The sequence below is a fragment of the Okibacterium fritillariae genome (assembly GCF_052783725.1).
Genome location: NZ_CP199917.1, coordinates 2,784,115 through 2,800,080, shown reverse-complemented (window position 1 = coordinate 2,800,080; position 15,966 = coordinate 2,784,115). Strand labels below are relative to the sequence as shown.

The window sequence follows — 15,966 nt, the reverse complement described above, 5'->3', positions numbered from 1 at the left end:
AATACGGGATGCGCGGGCCTGCGCTCGACGTGACGTGCGCCCTCGGGTGACCTCGCGTCCGAGGACTCAGGCGCGGGCGGTGGTGAGGAGTTCGTCGAGGAGGGTGGCGTAGGGGATGCCGATGGCGTCGAACATCTTCGGCACCTGCGAGTCGGGGGTGAAGCCGGGCATGGTGTTGACCTCGTTGAGGAGGACGCCGCCGGGGGTGACGAAGAAGTCGAAGCGTGCGATGCCGCGGCAGCCAAGCGCCGTGAAGAGGGTGTCGGCGGCCGTGCGCAGGGCCTCGAGCTCGGGGTCGGTGACGCGCGCCGGGATGACGAAGGGCACGTGGCCGCCGTACTTCTGGTCGGTGTCGAAGACGTCTCCCGTGTCGACGGCGATCTCGAGCCCGGGGCCGATGGTGCGGTGGCCGTCGGCGTGTTCGAGTACCGCGACATCCACCTCGCGGCCCTCGACGAACTGTTCGATCAGCACGTGTTCGTCGTGGCGGCGGGCTTCGTCGACAGCGGCCGGCAGGTCGGATGCCTGGGCCACAACACTCACGCCGTGACTCGACCCGGCCGCAACCGGTTTCACGACGACGGGATACGTGAGGCCCGCGACGGAGACGCCCTCGGCTACCGTGAGGGCGGGAGACGACACCCCGCCTCCCGCCACGACCCGGCCCCCGACGACGTAGACGGCGGGCGCGGTCGCGATGCCGAGCGCCCCGGCGATGAGTTTGGTCACCCATTTGTCCATCGCCAGAGCGCCCGGGCGGATGCCTCCCCCCACGACAGGCACCCGCACCACCCCCATGAGGGCCGCCATCGTGCCGTCCTCCCCGTTCACGCCGTGCAGCGCGGGGAACACGACATCCATCCCCTCGAGCCCCGCCACCGCCTCGGCCGCCGTCAGACGCGAGCGTTCGTCAGTGGCCGAACCATCGAACCACCCGCCGTCCCGGCCGATCGTGAGGCGATAGACGTCATACCGCTCACGGTCGAGTGCCCCCGCGACGCCTGCGGCCGAGGCCAGAGAGACATCGTGTTCGCCGGAGGCGCCGCCGCCGATCACGCAGACGCGCACGCGTTCGTCGGGGGTCAGATCAGATCGCTGCACAATTCTTCTTTCGTCGGGGGAGGGCTCGGTCGCTGCCGGCGGGTCGATCAGTCGAACGGGCAAGGGCGGGCACGGCCGGGGATTTCGGTGGGCCACTCGGTTCCGGCGGCGCAATGGGTTCCGGCAGGCCGGTCGGTTGCGGGAGGGCAGCAGATGCCGCCGCATCCGCCGGGATGGTGCGCCGGTCCACCCGGTGCACGCGCGCACCGACGCCCACGACGATGTCGTGTTCGAGCGTGCCCGCCCAGTCGGCCCACTCGGCCACGGTCGGTTCGCCGGAGGTTCCCGGGCCGAACACCGTGGCGCGTTCGCCGGGCTGGATGCCGTCGTCGCCGACATCCACCACGATCTGGTCCATCGAGAACAGGCCCACGACGGGGTAGCGGCGGCCGCGCAGCTGCACCAAGGCGCGGCCCGAGGCTGTGCGCGGCAAACCATCGCCGTAACCGAGCGGCAGGAGCGCGAGCGTGGTCTCGGAGGACGTCGTGTAGGTGTGCCCATAGCCGACACCCGAACCGCGGGGAACGCGCCGCACCGACACGACCGGGGCCGTGAGCGTGAGCGCCGGTCGCAGCGCCACCGTGCGCGACGGGTCGATGCCGTAGAGCCCGGCGCCCACGCGGCTGAGTTCATAGTGCGTGTCCGGCCGGGTGAGCGTCGCGGCGCTCGCCGCCAAGTGACGAATCCTCGGCGAGAGTCCGCGGCGGCGCGCCACCCGCACGCCGTTGTCGAAGATCATGCGCTCGCGGTCGGTCTCGGGCGAGGCCGGGTCAGAGGCGCTCGACAGATGCCCCATGACACCGACCACGTCGATCGACCCCTGGGCCTGCCACAGCCGCGCCATCTCGCACAGCGCCGCCCATTCACCGCGCGGCGCACCGTCGCGGTTCATGCCAACGTCAAGGTGCAGGTGCACGCGGGCGGCCCGACGGGCGCGGGATGCCGCGGCCGCCACGAATCGTAGCTGCCTCATGCTCGACACGGCCAGGTCGACGTCGGCGCGGATAGCCGCCTCATAGTCGGCGTCGAGCGGGTTGAGCCAACTCAGGAGCGGGGCCGCGGGCGCTTCGGCGCGCAGGGTCATCGCCTCGGCGATGCTCGTCACGCCCAACCAGTCGGCGCCGTTCGCGAGCACGAGGGGCGCGAGGCTGCCGTGCCCGAAGCCGTCGGCCTTGAGCACGGCCATGAGCTGCCCCGCGGCGCGCTCGCTGAACAGGCGCGTGTTGTGGGCGATGGCTGCGGCATCCACCGTCAGTTCTGCCGTCGTGTGCATCGGTCCCCTTTTCCCTCGCTCCGACGCTACGCAGGCGTTCGTGAGGGCGCCTCAGCCTTTGGGCCCCCTTCGTTCGAGCGAAACGGTCCTGCAGGATGACCGCGACCCGGCCGATCGGCCAAGGCCCGTGCTGGGGGCGACCGGGTCTGAAGCACGCAGCAGTGGGAGTCGGCAGCGGGAGCCCGTTCATGAGCGCCCGGGATAATGGGTGCACAGGCCGTGGATCGCGCGGTGCCGGAGAGGACCGCATGAAATTCGACCTGCACGGCGTTCCCGAACGCGTTTCGACCGGCACGCTGCCCGCGCCCGATCTCGTCGAGGAGTTCGTGGAGGAGGCGCACCAGAGGAACCAATCGCTCGAAGGCGGGTCCGTCGCCGATTACATCCCCGCGCTGGCCGATGCCGACCCGAACCTCTTCGGCGTATCCGTGGTCGACGTCTCGGGCGATGCGCACGACGCGGGCGACACCGATCACGCGTTCTCGATCCAGTCGATCTCGAAGGCCTTCGTCTATGCGCTCGTCTGCGAAGAGCTCGGGCACGACGCCACCTACGAGCGCGTGGGCGTGAACAACACGGGCATGCCGTTCAACTCGGTCGTCGCGATCGAGCTCAACGACGGGCACCCCATGAACCCCATGGTGAACGCCGGGGCACTGACCACGACATCCCTCGCCCCCGGCACGGGCGACGAACAGTGGCGCTGGATCTGGAAGGGGCTCTCGGCTTTCGCGGGCCGCCACCTGGTCTTGGACGACGACGTCTATCGCTCGGAGCGCGCCGGTAATCAGCGCAACCAGGCCATCGCGCGCCTGCTCGAGAGCTATGGACGCATCGAGAAGGATCCGCTCGAGGTGGTCGACGTCTATACGAAGCAGTGCTCGCTTCTCGTGACGGCCCGCGACCTCGCCGTCATGGGGGCGACGCTGGCGGATGGCGGGGTCAACCCGATCACGAAGGAGCGAGTCGTGGCGCCGCACGTGTGCCGCGACACGCTGGCGGTGCTCGCCGCGAACGGCCTCTACGAGCGCTCGGGCGAGTGGCTGTTCGAGGTCGGAATCCCCGGCAAATCGGGGGTCTCCGGCGGCATCGTCACGGTCGCGCCCGGCAAGGCGGGCATCGGCGTGTTCTCGCCGCCGCTCGACGACGCCGGCAACAGTGTGCGCGGCAAGCAGGCCACGGCGTTTCTGTCCCGTGCCCTGGGGCTGAACGTGTTCGCCTCGGATGCCTTCGCCGAAGCCTCGATGACGGCCACCGCCGAAGCGGCCGACGATGACGACGCGTCCGGCGAGGAGATCGACGAGCGGGCCCACGACCTCTCCGACCAGGAGGCGGCGCGCGAGGACGCCGAGGACGCTGCGGCATTCGACGATGCGATGGCCGAGGAGGGCGATAACGTGCCCTGGAATCAGGTCAAGGCGGACCTCGACTGAGCCGTAAGGACGTCTACGAGCGTTGATTCACCTGGTGCCTCGGGCTGTCCGGATTCATGAGGGAGTGGCGGCGGCCATACGCGAAGTAGATGATGAGGCCGATCACGAGCCAGATGCCGAACCGCAGCCAGGTCTCCCAGTGCAGTTGCAAGATGAGGAAGCCTGAGGCGAGCACGCCGAAGGCGGGCACCACGGGCATCCAGGGCAAACGGAACGTGCGCGGGGCGTCGGGCTTGGTGCGGCGGAACACGATGACGGCCACGCACACGACGACGAACGCGGCGAGGATGCCGATGTTGGTCAGATCGGCGACCTGCTTGATGGGCAGGATGCCGGCGAGGACGGCCGCGGCCGCTCCGGCGATCCAGGTGACGCGCTGCGGAACACCCCGACGGTCGGTCTTGGCGAACCAGCCGGGCAGCAGGCCGTCGCGGCTCATCGAGAACCACACGCGCGTGACGCCCAACAGGAACGTGAGCATGACGGTGAGGATCGAGAGCACGGCGAAGACGGCGATGATCGTCGCGATCACGGGCAGCCCCACGCTCGAGAAGGCTGACGCGAACCCGGCGGTCGGGTCGATCTCGGTGTAGTTCTGCATGCCGGTCAGCACCAGCGTGGCGGCCACGTAGAGCAGCATGGCGATGACGAGCGACAGGATGATGGCCTTCGGCATGTGCTTCTTGCCGTCCTTGGCCTCCTCGGCCGCCGTCGACATGGCGTCGTAGCCGAACACGGCGAAGAACACGGTGGCGGCGCCCGCGAACACGGGCCCGAAGCCGTTGGGCAGGAACGGGTTGTAGTTGGCGGTGTCGATATAGAACACGCCCAGCCCGATGATGAACAGGATGAGCACGACCTTGATGGCCACGGCGACGAGCTCGAACCGCCCGAACGCCTTCGTGCCGCGGCTCAGGATGAAGGTCACGAGCAGGCACACAACGATGGCCGGCAGGTTGATCACGCCGCCCTTACCCTCGTCGGCGGTCGACGTCATCCACGCGGGCATATGGATGCCGATGCCCGACAGTGCCGCATCGAAGTAGCCCGAGATGCCGATCGCGACGACCGCCACGATGGCGACGTATTCGAGCAGCAGATCCCAGCCGATGAACCATCCGATGATCTCGCCGAGGGCCACGTAACCGTAGGTGTAGGCCGAGCCGGCGCGCGGGATCATGCCCGCGAACTCGGCGTAGGAGAGGGCTGCGGCCGCCGACGCGAGGCCCGCGATGAGGAACGAGAACAGCACGCCGGGGCCGACCGCGGCCGAGGTGTCGCTGCCGTGCGCCACGAGGCCGGCGAGCGAGAAGATGCCGACGCCGATGATGCCGCCCACGCCGATGGCGGTGAGCTGCCAGAGGCCGAGGCTCTTGAAGAGCTTCGAGCCCTGGGACTCGTCGCCCGGCGCGTCGATGGGCTTCTTGCGCATGATCGATTGCGAGTGATCGTTGGTGCTCATGGGTACTCCCGGTGTCAGCGGAAGCGGCTCGACTCTGAGTCGCCTGCACGAAGCATAGCCCCCGTTCGGGTGCCAGTGGGGGCTCTCTCGAGCGGATGTCGGGCGCCGCGTCTGCGGGACCGCCTAAGCTCGAAGTATGTGGCTCACGAGCGATGGCACGATCAACCTGAGGGCTTTTCCAACCGACCAGTTGGTGAGCTATGACCAGGCGTTGGCGGCGCTCGCCGCGGTCGACGCCGACGAGCTCGAAGACCTCGAGCAATTCGTGCTGGAAAGCCAGGACGGCGTCAACGAGGACATCGAAGAGACTATGACGTTCTCCGAGGCCGAGGCGGCCTTCGTGGATGCCTCGCTCCCGGACGAGATCGATGCGGCGCTCGATTGGGCGGCGCTGACCGACATCGACCGGCGCGGCGACGCGTTGCACGACATCCCGCTGCGCTGGCGGTATGACGTGCTGGTCATGTTCGAGGACCTGATCGACGAGGCGAAGGCCGAACCCGAGCGCTTCTGAGCCGGGGCTCGCGCTTGACGGAAGCCGTCTCGTGACCGCGCTCAGCGGACCAGAATCACGGCTGTGCGGCCGCGTGTTCCAGGTCGAGGAGCGCCTGTTTGGCCGCGAACCCGCCGATGTAGCCGCCGAGTGAGCCGTCCGAGCGCACGACCCGGTGGCACGGAACCACGATGGGCAGCGGGTTCGTCGAGCACGCCGTGCCGACCGCGCGCACGGCTCCGGGATTGCCGACGAGCGCTGCCATCTCCTTGTAGGACGCCGTGCGGCCGTAGGGGATCTCGGGCAGGTGTTGCTGCACGAGCCGCCGGAACCCGGCGGAGAGCCGCAGGTCGAGGGTGAGGTCGAAGGCCGTGCGGCGACCCGCGAAATAGTCGTCGAGCTGGCGGGCCGGGGCGTCCAGCCGGGCGGGGGCGTTCAGGATGCGTCGGCCGATTGCGGCTCCGAGCGTGTCGAGCACGGCGTCGAAGTTCTCGTTGGCGAAGGCGACGCGCACGAGACCCTGTGCGGATGTCGCGAGCAGCAGGTCGCCGACGGGGCTGTCGATCGTGCGGAACGCCAGGTCGAGCAGCTCGGCGTCGGCGGCCGCGTCGGCCAGGCGGGCGCGCAACGCGTCGAGGTGCGCGGGCGGTGTCGGTGGGACGGGGAGCGGATCGAGGCGAGCGGACTGGTCGTGCTCGGTCATGAGGTCTCCTTAGATAGGAAATCGGTGGGGGAAGGCGGGGCGACGAGGATGGCGCGCAGGGACGTCATGCCGTCGGCGGCGGCGCGGCGTGCGGCATCCGTCGACCCGCCCAGGAGCTCGGCGACGTCGCGATAGGGGAGGCCGCCGAGGTGGTGGTAGGCGACCGCCAGGCGTTGTTTGTGCGGCAGGGTGGCGAGCGCTGCCCAGAGGTCGAGGTCACCGGCATCCGGAATGCCGAGAGTCGACGCGCGTTCGGGGAGGTCGCCGACGGGGATGGCGTGGCGGCTGCGGGCGCGCGTGATGTCGATGGCCTTGCGATGCGCGATGGTCACGAGCCACGCCTCGACGTTGGCCGACAGGGGGAGCGCGGGCCACGCCCCGAGGGCCGCGAGGAACGTCTCGGACCAGGCGTCGTCCGCGTCGGTATGCGCACCCAGCACGGCGCGGCAGACGCGCAGGACCGTCTCGCCGTGTTCGGTCACGACCCTGTCGAAAGGCGGTTTCGTTGTCATCATGGGGAAGACGCGCGGGCGCACCCGAACGTGAGATCGGCGGGCGGGCCGTTCTCACGACAGTAGCGCGCCGCCAGATGAGCAGCTTGCAGCGGGAGACGAGCAGCGAGCGACGTGGAGCGTACCCGGCCTCGGTGTGCGCAAACGAAAACGGCCGCCCGCACTCCGTGGGGGAGCGGACGGCCGTTCTCTATGGGTGATTACGCCTTCGTGCGAGCGTTCTCGCGGCGACGCAGGCTGACTCCGGCGAGGCCGAGGCCACCGATGACGAGGCCCAGGGCCGTGACGCCGATCCATCCGTTGGCCGCCGAATCGGCACCCGAGTTGGCGAGCGAGTCGGGCGAGTTGCCGTTTGCGTTGCCGCCACCGTTCGGGCCGCGCGTGGAGGTCGGAACGATCAGCACGCCGCCGTTGTCGGTGGGGGTGCCGGTGCCGGGGGTGCCGTTACCGGGGGGTGCCGGGTCCGCCGTCGGTGGGTGTGCCGGGTCCGCCCGTTCCGCCGTCGGTCGGCGTTCCCGGTCCGCCCGTTCCGCCGTCGGTCGGGGTGCCGGGGCCGCCGGTTCCGCCATCGGTGGGTGTGCCCGTTCCGGGAGGTGTTGCCGTGTCGGTCGGCGTGCCGATGAGCGGCGCCGTGACGCACGTCGTCGACTGGAAGACGTTGGACTGCAGCGAGACCTGCCCGTTGCGGGCCAGCGCGCGGCCGTCCACGCGGGTGCCGGTGGTCACCGAGATCGACTGCAGCGCCATGATGGTGCCGGTGAAGCGCGAGTTCGTGCCGAGCGTGGCCGACTCGGCGACCTGCCAGTAGACGTTGCAGCTCGACGCGCCGTCGAGAAGCGCGATGCGGCTGCTCGACGCGGTGATGAGCGTGCTGGCGGCCTGGAAGATGAAGACCGCGTTGGGGTCGCCCTGTGCGTCGAGCGTCAGGGTGCCCGAGACCGCGAGGGGGCCGGAGGCGGTGTAGACGCCGCCGACGAGGGTCTGGCCGACGAGGTCGCCCGCGACGCTCGCGGTGGTGGCGCGGCTCCTGGCGTCGTCATAGGCGACGAGCAGGGATGCTTTGGCGTCGGCCGCTGCGGCCTCGACGCGGGTCGTGCCGCCGACGATGCCGGGTGGGAAGCCCGTGATGGCCGAGCCGGGTGTCGTGCCGAGGTCTCCGTCGAGAACCGTGAGGCCCGTGTTGGTCACGGTCTCGCCGCCCAGGACCGAGTAGCTGGCGACGGCCCCGAGGCCGACGGGGGCTTCGGCGGCGAAGGCCGCCGGTGCGCCGAGGTTGATGATGAGTGCGGCCGTGCCGGCGACGGCTAGGGCCGCGCCCCCGAACAGACCGATCGGGCGCCGGCGAAGACCGGTGCGGTGAATAGTGGCGTGTTTCTGCGTGTCGGTTCCCATGGGAACCCCAATCCGCCCCCGAATGAGCGGGGGTGCAACAGCTCAAGGTGAGGTAGTTCGCAGATTATCGCTCACAGGCTCCGCCAAACCACAGCCGGGCATATTGCCAGCTTGAACAGGCTATTCAACGCTTTGAGGATAAGGGCCCAATCCGCCCCGCACCGCCGCTACGAATGATCCGTCGTGCCGCACCATTCGGCGATGAAGAGCGCGATGCTCTTGGTGATCCGGCGCACCGATTCGATGTCCACGCGCTCGTCGAAACCATGGATGGCCTGGGAAATCGGTCCGTAAACGAGCGTCGGGGTATTGCCGTAGAGCGTGAAGACGCGACCGTCGAGGTAGCCCGGTGTGGTGAACGATTCGAGCTTCGTGTCGAAGACGGTTTCGTGCACGCGAGCCAGGGTGGCCTCGGCATCCGAGCCTTCTTCGAGAACATAGCCCTCGGAGTAGAAACCCGTGCGCGAGGCCGTCGCCGTGATCGGATGCCCGTTCGGATCGGTGCCGATCGCCGCGAGCGCCTCGGTCAATTCGCCCCAGGCATCCTCGGCCGTCACGCCCGGGTAGAGCGCCACGCGCACCTCGATCTCGCACCACGCGGGAACGCTCGAGGGCCAGTCGCCGCCTGAGATGGTGCCCAGGTTGAAGTTGATGGGATGCTCGAGGTCCTCGAAGTAGGGGTGCGAGCCCTTCTCGGCATTCCACCGCTCCTCGACCTGGCGCAGCTGCGTCATGACATGGTGGGCCGCGTCGATGGCGTTGAAACCCGACGCCATTTCGCGAGGGTGGGTCGGTTCGCCGGCCACCCGCACGGTCATCCAGATGACGCCCGTGTTGGCGCGCACGAGCATGTCCTCTTCGGGCTCGGGAATGATGACCGCATCCGCCGTATAGCCGCGCAGGAGCGCCGATAGCGAGCCGTTGCCCGTGCACTCCTCCTCGACGACCGACTGGAAGTGGATGGGGGCCGCGGGCCGCAGTCCGGCGGCGACGACGGCGTCGAACGCGAACAGGTTGGCCACGAGGCCCGCCTTCATGTCGCCGCTGCCACGGCCGTAAAGCCAGCCGTCGATGATCGGCGCATCCCACGGCGAACGCGACCACACCTGCTCGGGCCCCTCGGGCACCACGTCGACGTGCCCGTTGAGAATGAGCGAACGCCCGGATGTCTCGGCCGGCCGATAGGTTCCGACAACGTTGGTCATGCCCTCGTACGAGACGGTGCTGGGGCCGTAGCCGATGTGCTCGCTCAGCTGCGCGGCGTCCAGCTCCCAGCGGTCCATGTCGAAACCGCGGCGTTGCATCTCGGCGAAGAGCAGGTCCTGGGCCGACCCCTCCCGGGTGCGGCGCGACGGGTGGGTGACGAGCTGCTGCGTGAGCGCGAGCTGGGCGTCGAAGGCGTCGTCGACGGCCTGGCAGATGCGTTCGGTGCGTGCGTTATCCATGAGAGTTCCTTACTGACTGACTATTCGACGATTGCTTTGTCGGTGATGCGCAGGCGCTCGCCGAGGGCGCCGCCCAGCACGGTGATGAGCGAGATGACGATGAGGATGAGGGCGGCCGACCAGGAGGCGTTGCCGGATGCCGCGAGGAACGCCGTCGCGATGAGCGGCAGGAACCCGGTCAGCGCGCCCGCGATGTTGTAGCCGAGGGCCACTCCGGAGTAGCGCAGCTCGGGCGGGAAGAGCTCGGTGAGCAGCGCACCGGTCACGGCGTAGGCGATCGTGACGATGGCGATGCCGACCGTGACGGCCACGATGATGGCCAGCGGGTTCTTGGTGTCGATGAGCCAGAACATCGGGAACGCCGCGACGGCCGTGAGCAACCCGCCGATAACCGTCATGCGGCCGGCGCCGAACTTCTCGCCGAGGCGCCCGGCGAAAACGGTGACGACGATCTGGAAGGCCGCGGCCACGAGCGTCGCGTTGACCATGACGCCGCGGTCGACGCCCAGGGTGTTGGTGCCGTAGCTGACCACGAACGTCGTGATCATGTAGAAGCCTCCGACGCCCAGCATGGCGGCCGCGATGGCCACGAGCAGCCGCCCGCCCGCCTTGCGGAACACGTCGACGGCGGGGATGCGGGAGCGCTGTTCCTGCTTGACGAGGTCCTGGAAGATCGGGGATTCCTCGACCTTCAGGCGGATGTAGAGGGCCACGCCGAGCAGCGGGAAGGCCGCGAGGAACGGCAGACGCCAGCCCCACGCGTCGAAGACGTCGGGCGGCAGCAGCAGCGCGAGCGCGAAGGCTCCCGAGGAGACGAGCGTGCCGACGGGTGAGCCGATCTGCACGAGGGCCGCGAACCGGCCGCGCTTCTCGAGCGGTGCGTGCTCGACCGCGATGGTCACGGCTCCGCCCCATTCGCCGCCGACGGCCAGGCCCTGCAACAGCCGCAGGACGGCGAGCATGATGGGCGCGGCCAGCCCGATGGAGCCGAAGTCGGGCAGGAAGCCGATGAGCCCGGTCGCGCATCCGATCATCACGATGGTCGTGAGCAGCGCGGGGCGGCGCCCGTATTTGTCGCCGATGTAGCCGAAGAGCAGGGCGCCGATCGGGCGGGCCGCGAAGCCGACACCGAAGGTGGCGAAGGCCGCGAGGGTGGCGGCCGTGGCGTCGAGCTCGGTGAAGAAGAGGCGGTTGAAGACGAGGGCTGCGGCGGTGCCGAAGAGGAAGTAGTCGTACCACTCGAGGGCCGTGCCCACGAAGGCCGCGCGGGCGATGCGGGCGGCGTCGCTGCCCGAGACCGTGGGGAGGCTTGGGTCGGGTGTCGCGGGGGCCGCGGCGGCCGTCGTGCCGGGGGTGTTGCGCGATGAGTCGGGGTGGGGCGTAGGCGTGTCCATGGGAAACCCTCCGTGAGAAACAGGGACCGATGTTGTGGGGAATTCCATCGGTGGCGGTGAACGGCGCGTGAAGAGCGGATGACTGAGCCGGACGTTTCGCTCTATCCTGGGCGTATCGAGGGGTGGCGGCAATGGATGCGCGCAACCCATGAGGCGGAAGGTTTGTGCAGATGCACAATTCGAGCGACACCGAACAGCTCTGGCCGGCCGTCAGCGGCACCCCCGTGGAACATGCCATCCTGGCCTGCCTGGGCGAGTTGGATGCCCTCGCGGCCGAGTATCTCGCCGAGGTGCGCCAGCTGAGCGGCTACCCCGCCTCGGCCATCACCGACGAGGAGATCGTCGACACCGCCACGGCCTCCCTCGAGCTGTTGCTGCGGCTCATCGGCGACCTGCCCGTGACCCAGGACCTGCGCATCGTATCGACCGAGACCGGCCGCAAGAGGGCGCGCCAGGGCATCCCGATCGATTCGTTGCTGCGGGCCGTGCGCATGGACTTCCGGCTGATCTGGCGGGCGCTGCGCCGGCATGTGCCGCCCGAGTCGCTCGTGCAATTCGCCGAGCAGGTGGTGCCGATCTGGGACGCCGTCGAGGTGCACACGACCGACATCCACGCGGGATATCTGGCCGAGCTGGCCGTGATGGAACGCGAGGCCGAACACGAGCGCGCCTTCCTGTTGCGCCGCCTCTTCGCCGCCGAGGAGCACGACCCGCGGCTCGTGGGTCAGGTGGCCGAAGCCCTGCGGGTCGACCCGCGCAGTCGTTTTCTCGTGGCCGTCTCGGCCGCGGATCGCCATGCCGAGTTGCGGCGAGCGGCGGCCGCGCACGGGCTCGACGAGCAGCTGCACGATATCGAGGGCAGCTCGCTCATTCTGCTCGAGTGCGAACCTGGTCAGGATGCTGCGCCGCCCTGGTTGCTCAAGCTTCCCGTCGGCATCTCGCCGCGTGCCGACGGCCTGGCCGGCGTCAGCCGCATGTGGCGCACGGCCCGGCGACTCGCGGCCGCGGTTCCCGAGAATCATGAGGGCGCCTATTCGGTGCGCGAGAACTGGGATGCCGTGGCGGCCGCGTCGCTCGGCGAATTCGGGCGCGTGCTCGAACGCTCGGTGCTCGGGCCCCTCGACAGCTGCCCGCCGCGCGAAGCCGCCCTGTTGCGCGAGACCGTGGCGGCTGTGCTGCGCGAGGGCACCGTGAGCCGGGCGGCGCAGGCGCTGTACTGTCATCGCAACACGGTGCTCAACCGTCTGGGGCGGTTCAAGGAGGTCACGGGCGTCGACCCGCTGCATCCGGGCGATGCGTCGATCGTGCGCATCGCGCTGGCCGTGACCGCCGCCGGTGCCGGTGCCGGTTCCAGTTCCAGTTCCGGTTCCGTGGTGGGCGTGAGCGCTAGCGCTGCCGCTCGCGAGCCCAACGCTTCTCGCGGCGCGGTCAGCGCTGGGGCACGATGATCGGCTGACCCGTCGCGGGGTGCGGCACGAGGTCGACGTCCTGGCGATAGACCGCCCGGATGCGTTCGGCCGTGAGCACCTCGGCGGGCGTCCCCGTCGCGACCACCCGCCCGTTCTCGAGCAGGGTGATCGTGTCGGCGAAGGCCGCGGCCACGTTGAGGTCGTGCAGAACGATGACGACGGCATCCCCGGCGCGAGCTCGTTCGCGCGCGAGCCGCAGCACGTCCTCCTGGTGTTTGAGGTCGAGGGCGGCGGTCGGTTCGTCGAGCAGCAGGATTCCGGCGCGTTGGGCGAGCACACGGGCCAGGGCGGCGCGGGCACGTTCGCCGCCCGAGAGGGAGGGAACGGGGCGTTCGAGCAGGGGATGCAGCTCGGTCGCGGCGATGGCGTCGGCGACGGCCTGCTCGTCCTCCGCCTCGGCTGCGGTTCCGCGCCAGGGGGAGCGGCCCATGCGCACGACCTCGTCCACCGTGAAGGGGAACGAGACGCGGTTCTCCTGCAGCAGCACGGCTCGTTCGCGGGCGAGCTGCTTCGGTTTCCAGGCGTTCAGGTTGGTGCCGTGCACCGAAACGTTGCCGGCGGCTGGCCGGATGTCACCGGCCAACGCCGCGAGCAACGTCGACTTTCCGGCACCGTTCGGCCCGATGAGCGCGTGCACGCGGCCCGCCTCGACCGTGAGATCGACATCCGTCAGAATGCCTGCGCGGCCGATCCACACCGACACCGACCGGGCGCGCAGGGCGGCGTTCACGCCCATCCCCCCGCCTTGCGGCGCGTGCGCAACAGCAACCAGAAGAAGAACGGCCCGCCCACGAGCGACGTGATCATGCCGATGGGCAGATCGGCGAGGGGCACGGCCGTGCGCGCGAACAGGTCGGCCGTCGCGAGCAGCAGGGCGCCGCCCAGCACGGATGCGATGAGCAGCGGCAGGTGCGCGGGCCCGATGATCATGCGCATGAGGTGGGGAATGACGAGCCCCACGAACGCGATGATGCCGGCGAACGCCACGGCCGCGCACACGAGCAGCGCGACGACCACGATGATGAGGATGCGCACGCCTTCGACGTTGACCCCGAGGTGGCGCGCGTTGCGCTCGCCGAGCGAGAACAGGTCGAGCGTGCGCGCGCTGAGGAACGCGACCACGAGTCCCACGGCCACGAGCGGCGCGACGATGCCCACCTGCGACCACTGCGAACCGTTCAGGCTGCCGAGCTGCCAGAAGATGATCTGCTCGCGTGTGGACGTGTCGCCGATGAATGTCATGAGCGCGAGCCCGGCGCCCGCGAACGCGTTCACGGCGATACCCGTCAAGATGAGCGTCACGACCTCGGTCTTACCGTTGGAGCGGCTCGTGGCATAGACGATGAGCACGGTTGCGAGTCCCGTGGCGAAGGCCAGCAGGGGAACGGTCCACTGGCCCGCGAACGTCCAGCCCAGCGTGATGGCTGTTGCGGCACCCAGGGCGGCGCCCGACGAGACGCCGACGACTCCGGCATCCGCGAGCGGGTTGCCGAAGACGGCCTGCATGAGCATGCCCGCGGCGGCCAGGGCGGCGCCGATCAGCAGGCCCATGAGCACGCGCGGAAAACGGATGGTCACGAGGGCCTGCTCGGCGTTCGGATGCGTGAGCGGAATGCCCAGGTCGAGCCCGAGCCGCGCGAACATCACCTGCACGACCTCGTGCGGCGGCACGGGCAGCTGGCCGGTGCCTGCCGAGATCAGCGCGACCACGACGAGCGCGACAGCCAGGGCGGTGAAGAGGACGGCCTTGCGGGTGCGGAACGGGTGACGGCCGGCGCGGCCCGGCGGAGCGGCGACCGTGTCGGCGGGCATCTCGGCTGGTCGGGCGGCGGATGTATCGGCGGTCATTCGGCGCTCGGGCTGCTGCGTGTCGTGGAGCCCGCGGCACCCACGCTCTCGGGCGCCCACAATGCCCGTGCCAAAGCATCCACGATCTGCGGCGTGCGCGGCCCGAAGCTCAGCACATCGCCGTCGGCCATGTCGATGACGCGTTTGTGCTGCCCGGCGGGCGTCGAGGCGATGGCGGGGATGCGTTCGATCAACCCGTCGATGCCGTCCACCGATTCGAGCCCGTCGGTCATCATGAGCAGCACGTCGGGAGCGGCCTGCACGATAGCCTCGGCCGTCATGGGCTTCATACCCTGCCAGCCGATCTCGCCCGCGACATCCACGCCGCCGATGGTCTCGATCAGGGTGTCGGCGCCCGAGCCCTCGCCGAAAATGTAATAGACGCCGGCGCTGCCGCGAACATAGAGGAACATGACGCGCGGTCGATCGGATGCTCGAGCCGCCACCTCGTTCACCTGCGCCGTCACCGCGGCCAGTTCGCCGTCGACCCGCGTCGAGAGTTGCTCACCAACCGAGCTCACACCCAGGGCGGTGGCGACCTCGCCGATGATCTGGTCGACGTTGTCGATGCGGCGGTCGGGCGTGATGACCACGACGGGGATGCCGGCGTCGCGCAGCTGCTGCCGCACCTCTTTCGGGCCGATGGTGGTGTCGGTGAGCACCACGGTCGGCGCGAGGTCGAGAATCGCCTCGCCGTTCAGCGAGTGGCCGCTCGACGTGACGACGGGCAGGTCTGCCGTGCCGGGGAACGTGGTCGAGGTGTCGCGGCCCACCAGGTTGTCGCCCAGCCCGAGCCCCCACACGGTGGCGGCCAGCGTGCCCGAGATGTCGATGGCCAGAATGCGGCTCGCGTCTTCGACCGTGACGGTGTTGCCCTCGCTGTCGGTCACGGTGACGGGCAGATCGGATGTCGGAGCCTCGGCCACGGGCTGCACGCCCCGGTTCTCGAGGCATGCGGTGGTGCCGCCCTCGACGGCCGCCGGGTCGTCGGTGAGCGCGAGTTCGCTGAGCGGTGTGGCGCTACCCGGGCACGCGGGCACGGACGCGGACGTGGTGCCGCCCGAGGCAGGCCCAGATGTCGGATCGCCGGCCGTCTGGCATCCGGTGAGCGCGAGGGTGATCGCGGCGGCCGCGGCTACCGTTGCGATGCCGAGCGCGAACGGTCGACGAGCCGAGGCCGAGAGGCCGGATGACGCCGCGCGGTCGGTCGATGTCTCGGAGCGGTGACGAGGGCGATGAAGGATGCGCACGAGGCCGATTCTGTGGAAGTTAATGAGGTAAGGCTAACCTGAGCTTGACAGGGGCTCGACGGCCCCGATACTTTCTTAGCATAGCCTCACCTAACCCGCCACATCGGCGGGATTCCGCGGCTCACACAGCACCCGACCCCGCGCCATGCGCGCACCGCCACCAGCGGTCCGACCCCTTCTCGGACCGTCAA

14 protein-coding genes and 1 pseudogene are annotated in these 15,966 nt (G+C 69.6%); 3 read left to right on the top strand and 12 right to left on the bottom strand.

Annotated elements, in window-relative coordinates:
- Window positions 1-66: 66 nt before the first annotated feature.
- Entirely contained in the window at window positions 67-1,101 is a 1,035-nt protein-coding gene (locus tag ACUWEX_RS12830) for a D-alanine--D-alanine ligase (RefSeq protein ID WP_445996490.1), read from the bottom strand.
- Window positions 1,088-2,374 carry an alanine racemase gene (gene alr / locus ACUWEX_RS12825; protein WP_445996489.1) on the bottom strand — a complete coding sequence of 429 codons (1,287 nt, stop codon included), beginning with the start codon at window positions 2,372-2,374 and terminating at the stop codon, window positions 1,088-1,090. Before alr ends, ACUWEX_RS12830 begins: the two co-directional genes overlap by 14 nt.
- Window positions 2,375-2,622: 248 nt before the next feature.
- Between alr and glsA the strand changes: the two are divergent.
- Window positions 2,623-3,609, top strand: a pseudogene (gene glsA / locus ACUWEX_RS12820) (glutaminase A); the annotation flags it as partial.
- Window positions 3,610-3,820: 211 nt separating this feature from the next.
- On the opposite strand, the gene ACUWEX_RS12815 reads toward glsA, so the two are convergent.
- Window positions 3,821-5,269 (bottom strand): amino acid permease, encoded by a 1,449-nt coding sequence (locus tag ACUWEX_RS12815; RefSeq protein WP_445996488.1) that lies wholly within the window; start codon window positions 5,267-5,269, stop codon window positions 3,821-3,823.
- 136 nt (window positions 5,270-5,405) lie between these two features.
- Between ACUWEX_RS12815 and ACUWEX_RS12810 the strand changes: the two genes are divergently transcribed.
- Window positions 5,406-5,783: a hypothetical protein gene (locus ACUWEX_RS12810; protein WP_079728571.1), complete on the top strand. Its 378-nt coding sequence runs from the start codon at window positions 5,406-5,408 to the stop codon at window positions 5,781-5,783.
- Between the two features lie 55 nt (window positions 5,784-5,838).
- Here the strand turns inward: ACUWEX_RS12810 and ACUWEX_RS12805 are convergent, their stop codons facing one another.
- The 6 genes from ACUWEX_RS12805 to ACUWEX_RS12780 form a co-directional block, all read right to left on the bottom strand.
- Window positions 5,839-6,465: a methylated-DNA--[protein]-cysteine S-methyltransferase gene (locus ACUWEX_RS12805; RefSeq protein ID WP_445996487.1), complete on the bottom strand. Its 627-nt coding sequence runs from the start codon at window positions 6,463-6,465 to the stop codon at window positions 5,839-5,841.
- Window positions 6,462-6,977 carry an RNA polymerase sigma factor gene (locus ACUWEX_RS12800; protein ID WP_445997645.1) on the bottom strand — a complete coding sequence of 172 codons (516 nt, stop codon included), beginning with the start codon at window positions 6,975-6,977 and terminating at the stop codon, window positions 6,462-6,464. The genes ACUWEX_RS12805 and ACUWEX_RS12800 overlap by 4 nt, the downstream gene beginning before the upstream one ends.
- Window positions 6,978-7,177: 200 nt before the next feature.
- Window positions 7,178-7,381: a hypothetical protein gene (locus ACUWEX_RS12795; protein WP_445996486.1), complete on the bottom strand. Its 204-nt coding sequence runs from the start codon at window positions 7,379-7,381 to the stop codon at window positions 7,178-7,180.
- Window positions 7,382-7,421: 40 nt separating this feature from the next.
- The gene (locus tag ACUWEX_RS12790; protein WP_445996485.1) at window positions 7,422-8,369 is read right to left on the bottom strand and encodes an ice-binding family protein; all 948 of its coding nucleotides are present in this window, start codon (window positions 8,367-8,369) and stop codon (window positions 7,422-7,424) included.
- A gap of 167 nt (window positions 8,370-8,536) precedes the next feature.
- Entirely contained in the window at window positions 8,537-9,814 is a 1,278-nt protein-coding gene (locus ACUWEX_RS12785) for an ArgE/DapE family deacylase (RefSeq protein WP_445996484.1), read from the bottom strand.
- A gap of 20 nt (window positions 9,815-9,834) precedes the next feature.
- Window positions 9,835-11,208, bottom strand: coding sequence for an MFS transporter (locus ACUWEX_RS12780; RefSeq protein WP_445996483.1), 1,374 nt, complete (start codon window positions 11,206-11,208; stop codon window positions 9,835-9,837).
- A 170-nt stretch (window positions 11,209-11,378) separates the two neighbouring features.
- Between ACUWEX_RS12780 and ACUWEX_RS12775 the strand changes: the two genes are divergently transcribed.
- Entirely contained in the window at window positions 11,379-12,656 is a 1,278-nt protein-coding gene (locus tag ACUWEX_RS12775; protein WP_445996482.1) for a PucR family transcriptional regulator, read from the top strand.
- On the opposite strand, the gene ACUWEX_RS12770 is transcribed toward ACUWEX_RS12775, so the two are convergent.
- Genes ACUWEX_RS12770 through ACUWEX_RS12760 form a run of 3 tightly spaced genes read right to left on the bottom strand, consistent with a single transcriptional unit; the run spans window position 12,637 to window position 15,775 of the window.
- Complete coding sequence (locus ACUWEX_RS12770; RefSeq protein WP_445996481.1) at window positions 12,637-13,413, bottom strand: heme ABC transporter ATP-binding protein; 777 nt, start codon at window positions 13,411-13,413, stop codon at window positions 12,637-12,639. The two genes, ACUWEX_RS12775 and ACUWEX_RS12770, sit on opposite strands and share 20 nt — an antisense overlap.
- The gene (locus tag ACUWEX_RS12765; protein WP_445996480.1) at window positions 13,404-14,525 is read right to left on the bottom strand and encodes a FecCD family ABC transporter permease; all 1,122 of its coding nucleotides are present in this window, start codon (window positions 14,523-14,525) and stop codon (window positions 13,404-13,406) included. Before ACUWEX_RS12765 ends, ACUWEX_RS12770 begins: the two co-directional genes overlap by 10 nt.
- Window positions 14,522-15,775, bottom strand: a complete 1,254-nt coding sequence (locus ACUWEX_RS12760; protein WP_445996479.1) for a heme/hemin ABC transporter substrate-binding protein — start codon at window positions 15,773-15,775, stop codon at window positions 14,522-14,524. The genes ACUWEX_RS12765 and ACUWEX_RS12760 overlap by 4 nt, the downstream gene beginning before the upstream one ends.
- Window positions 15,776-15,966 lie beyond the last annotated feature (191 nt).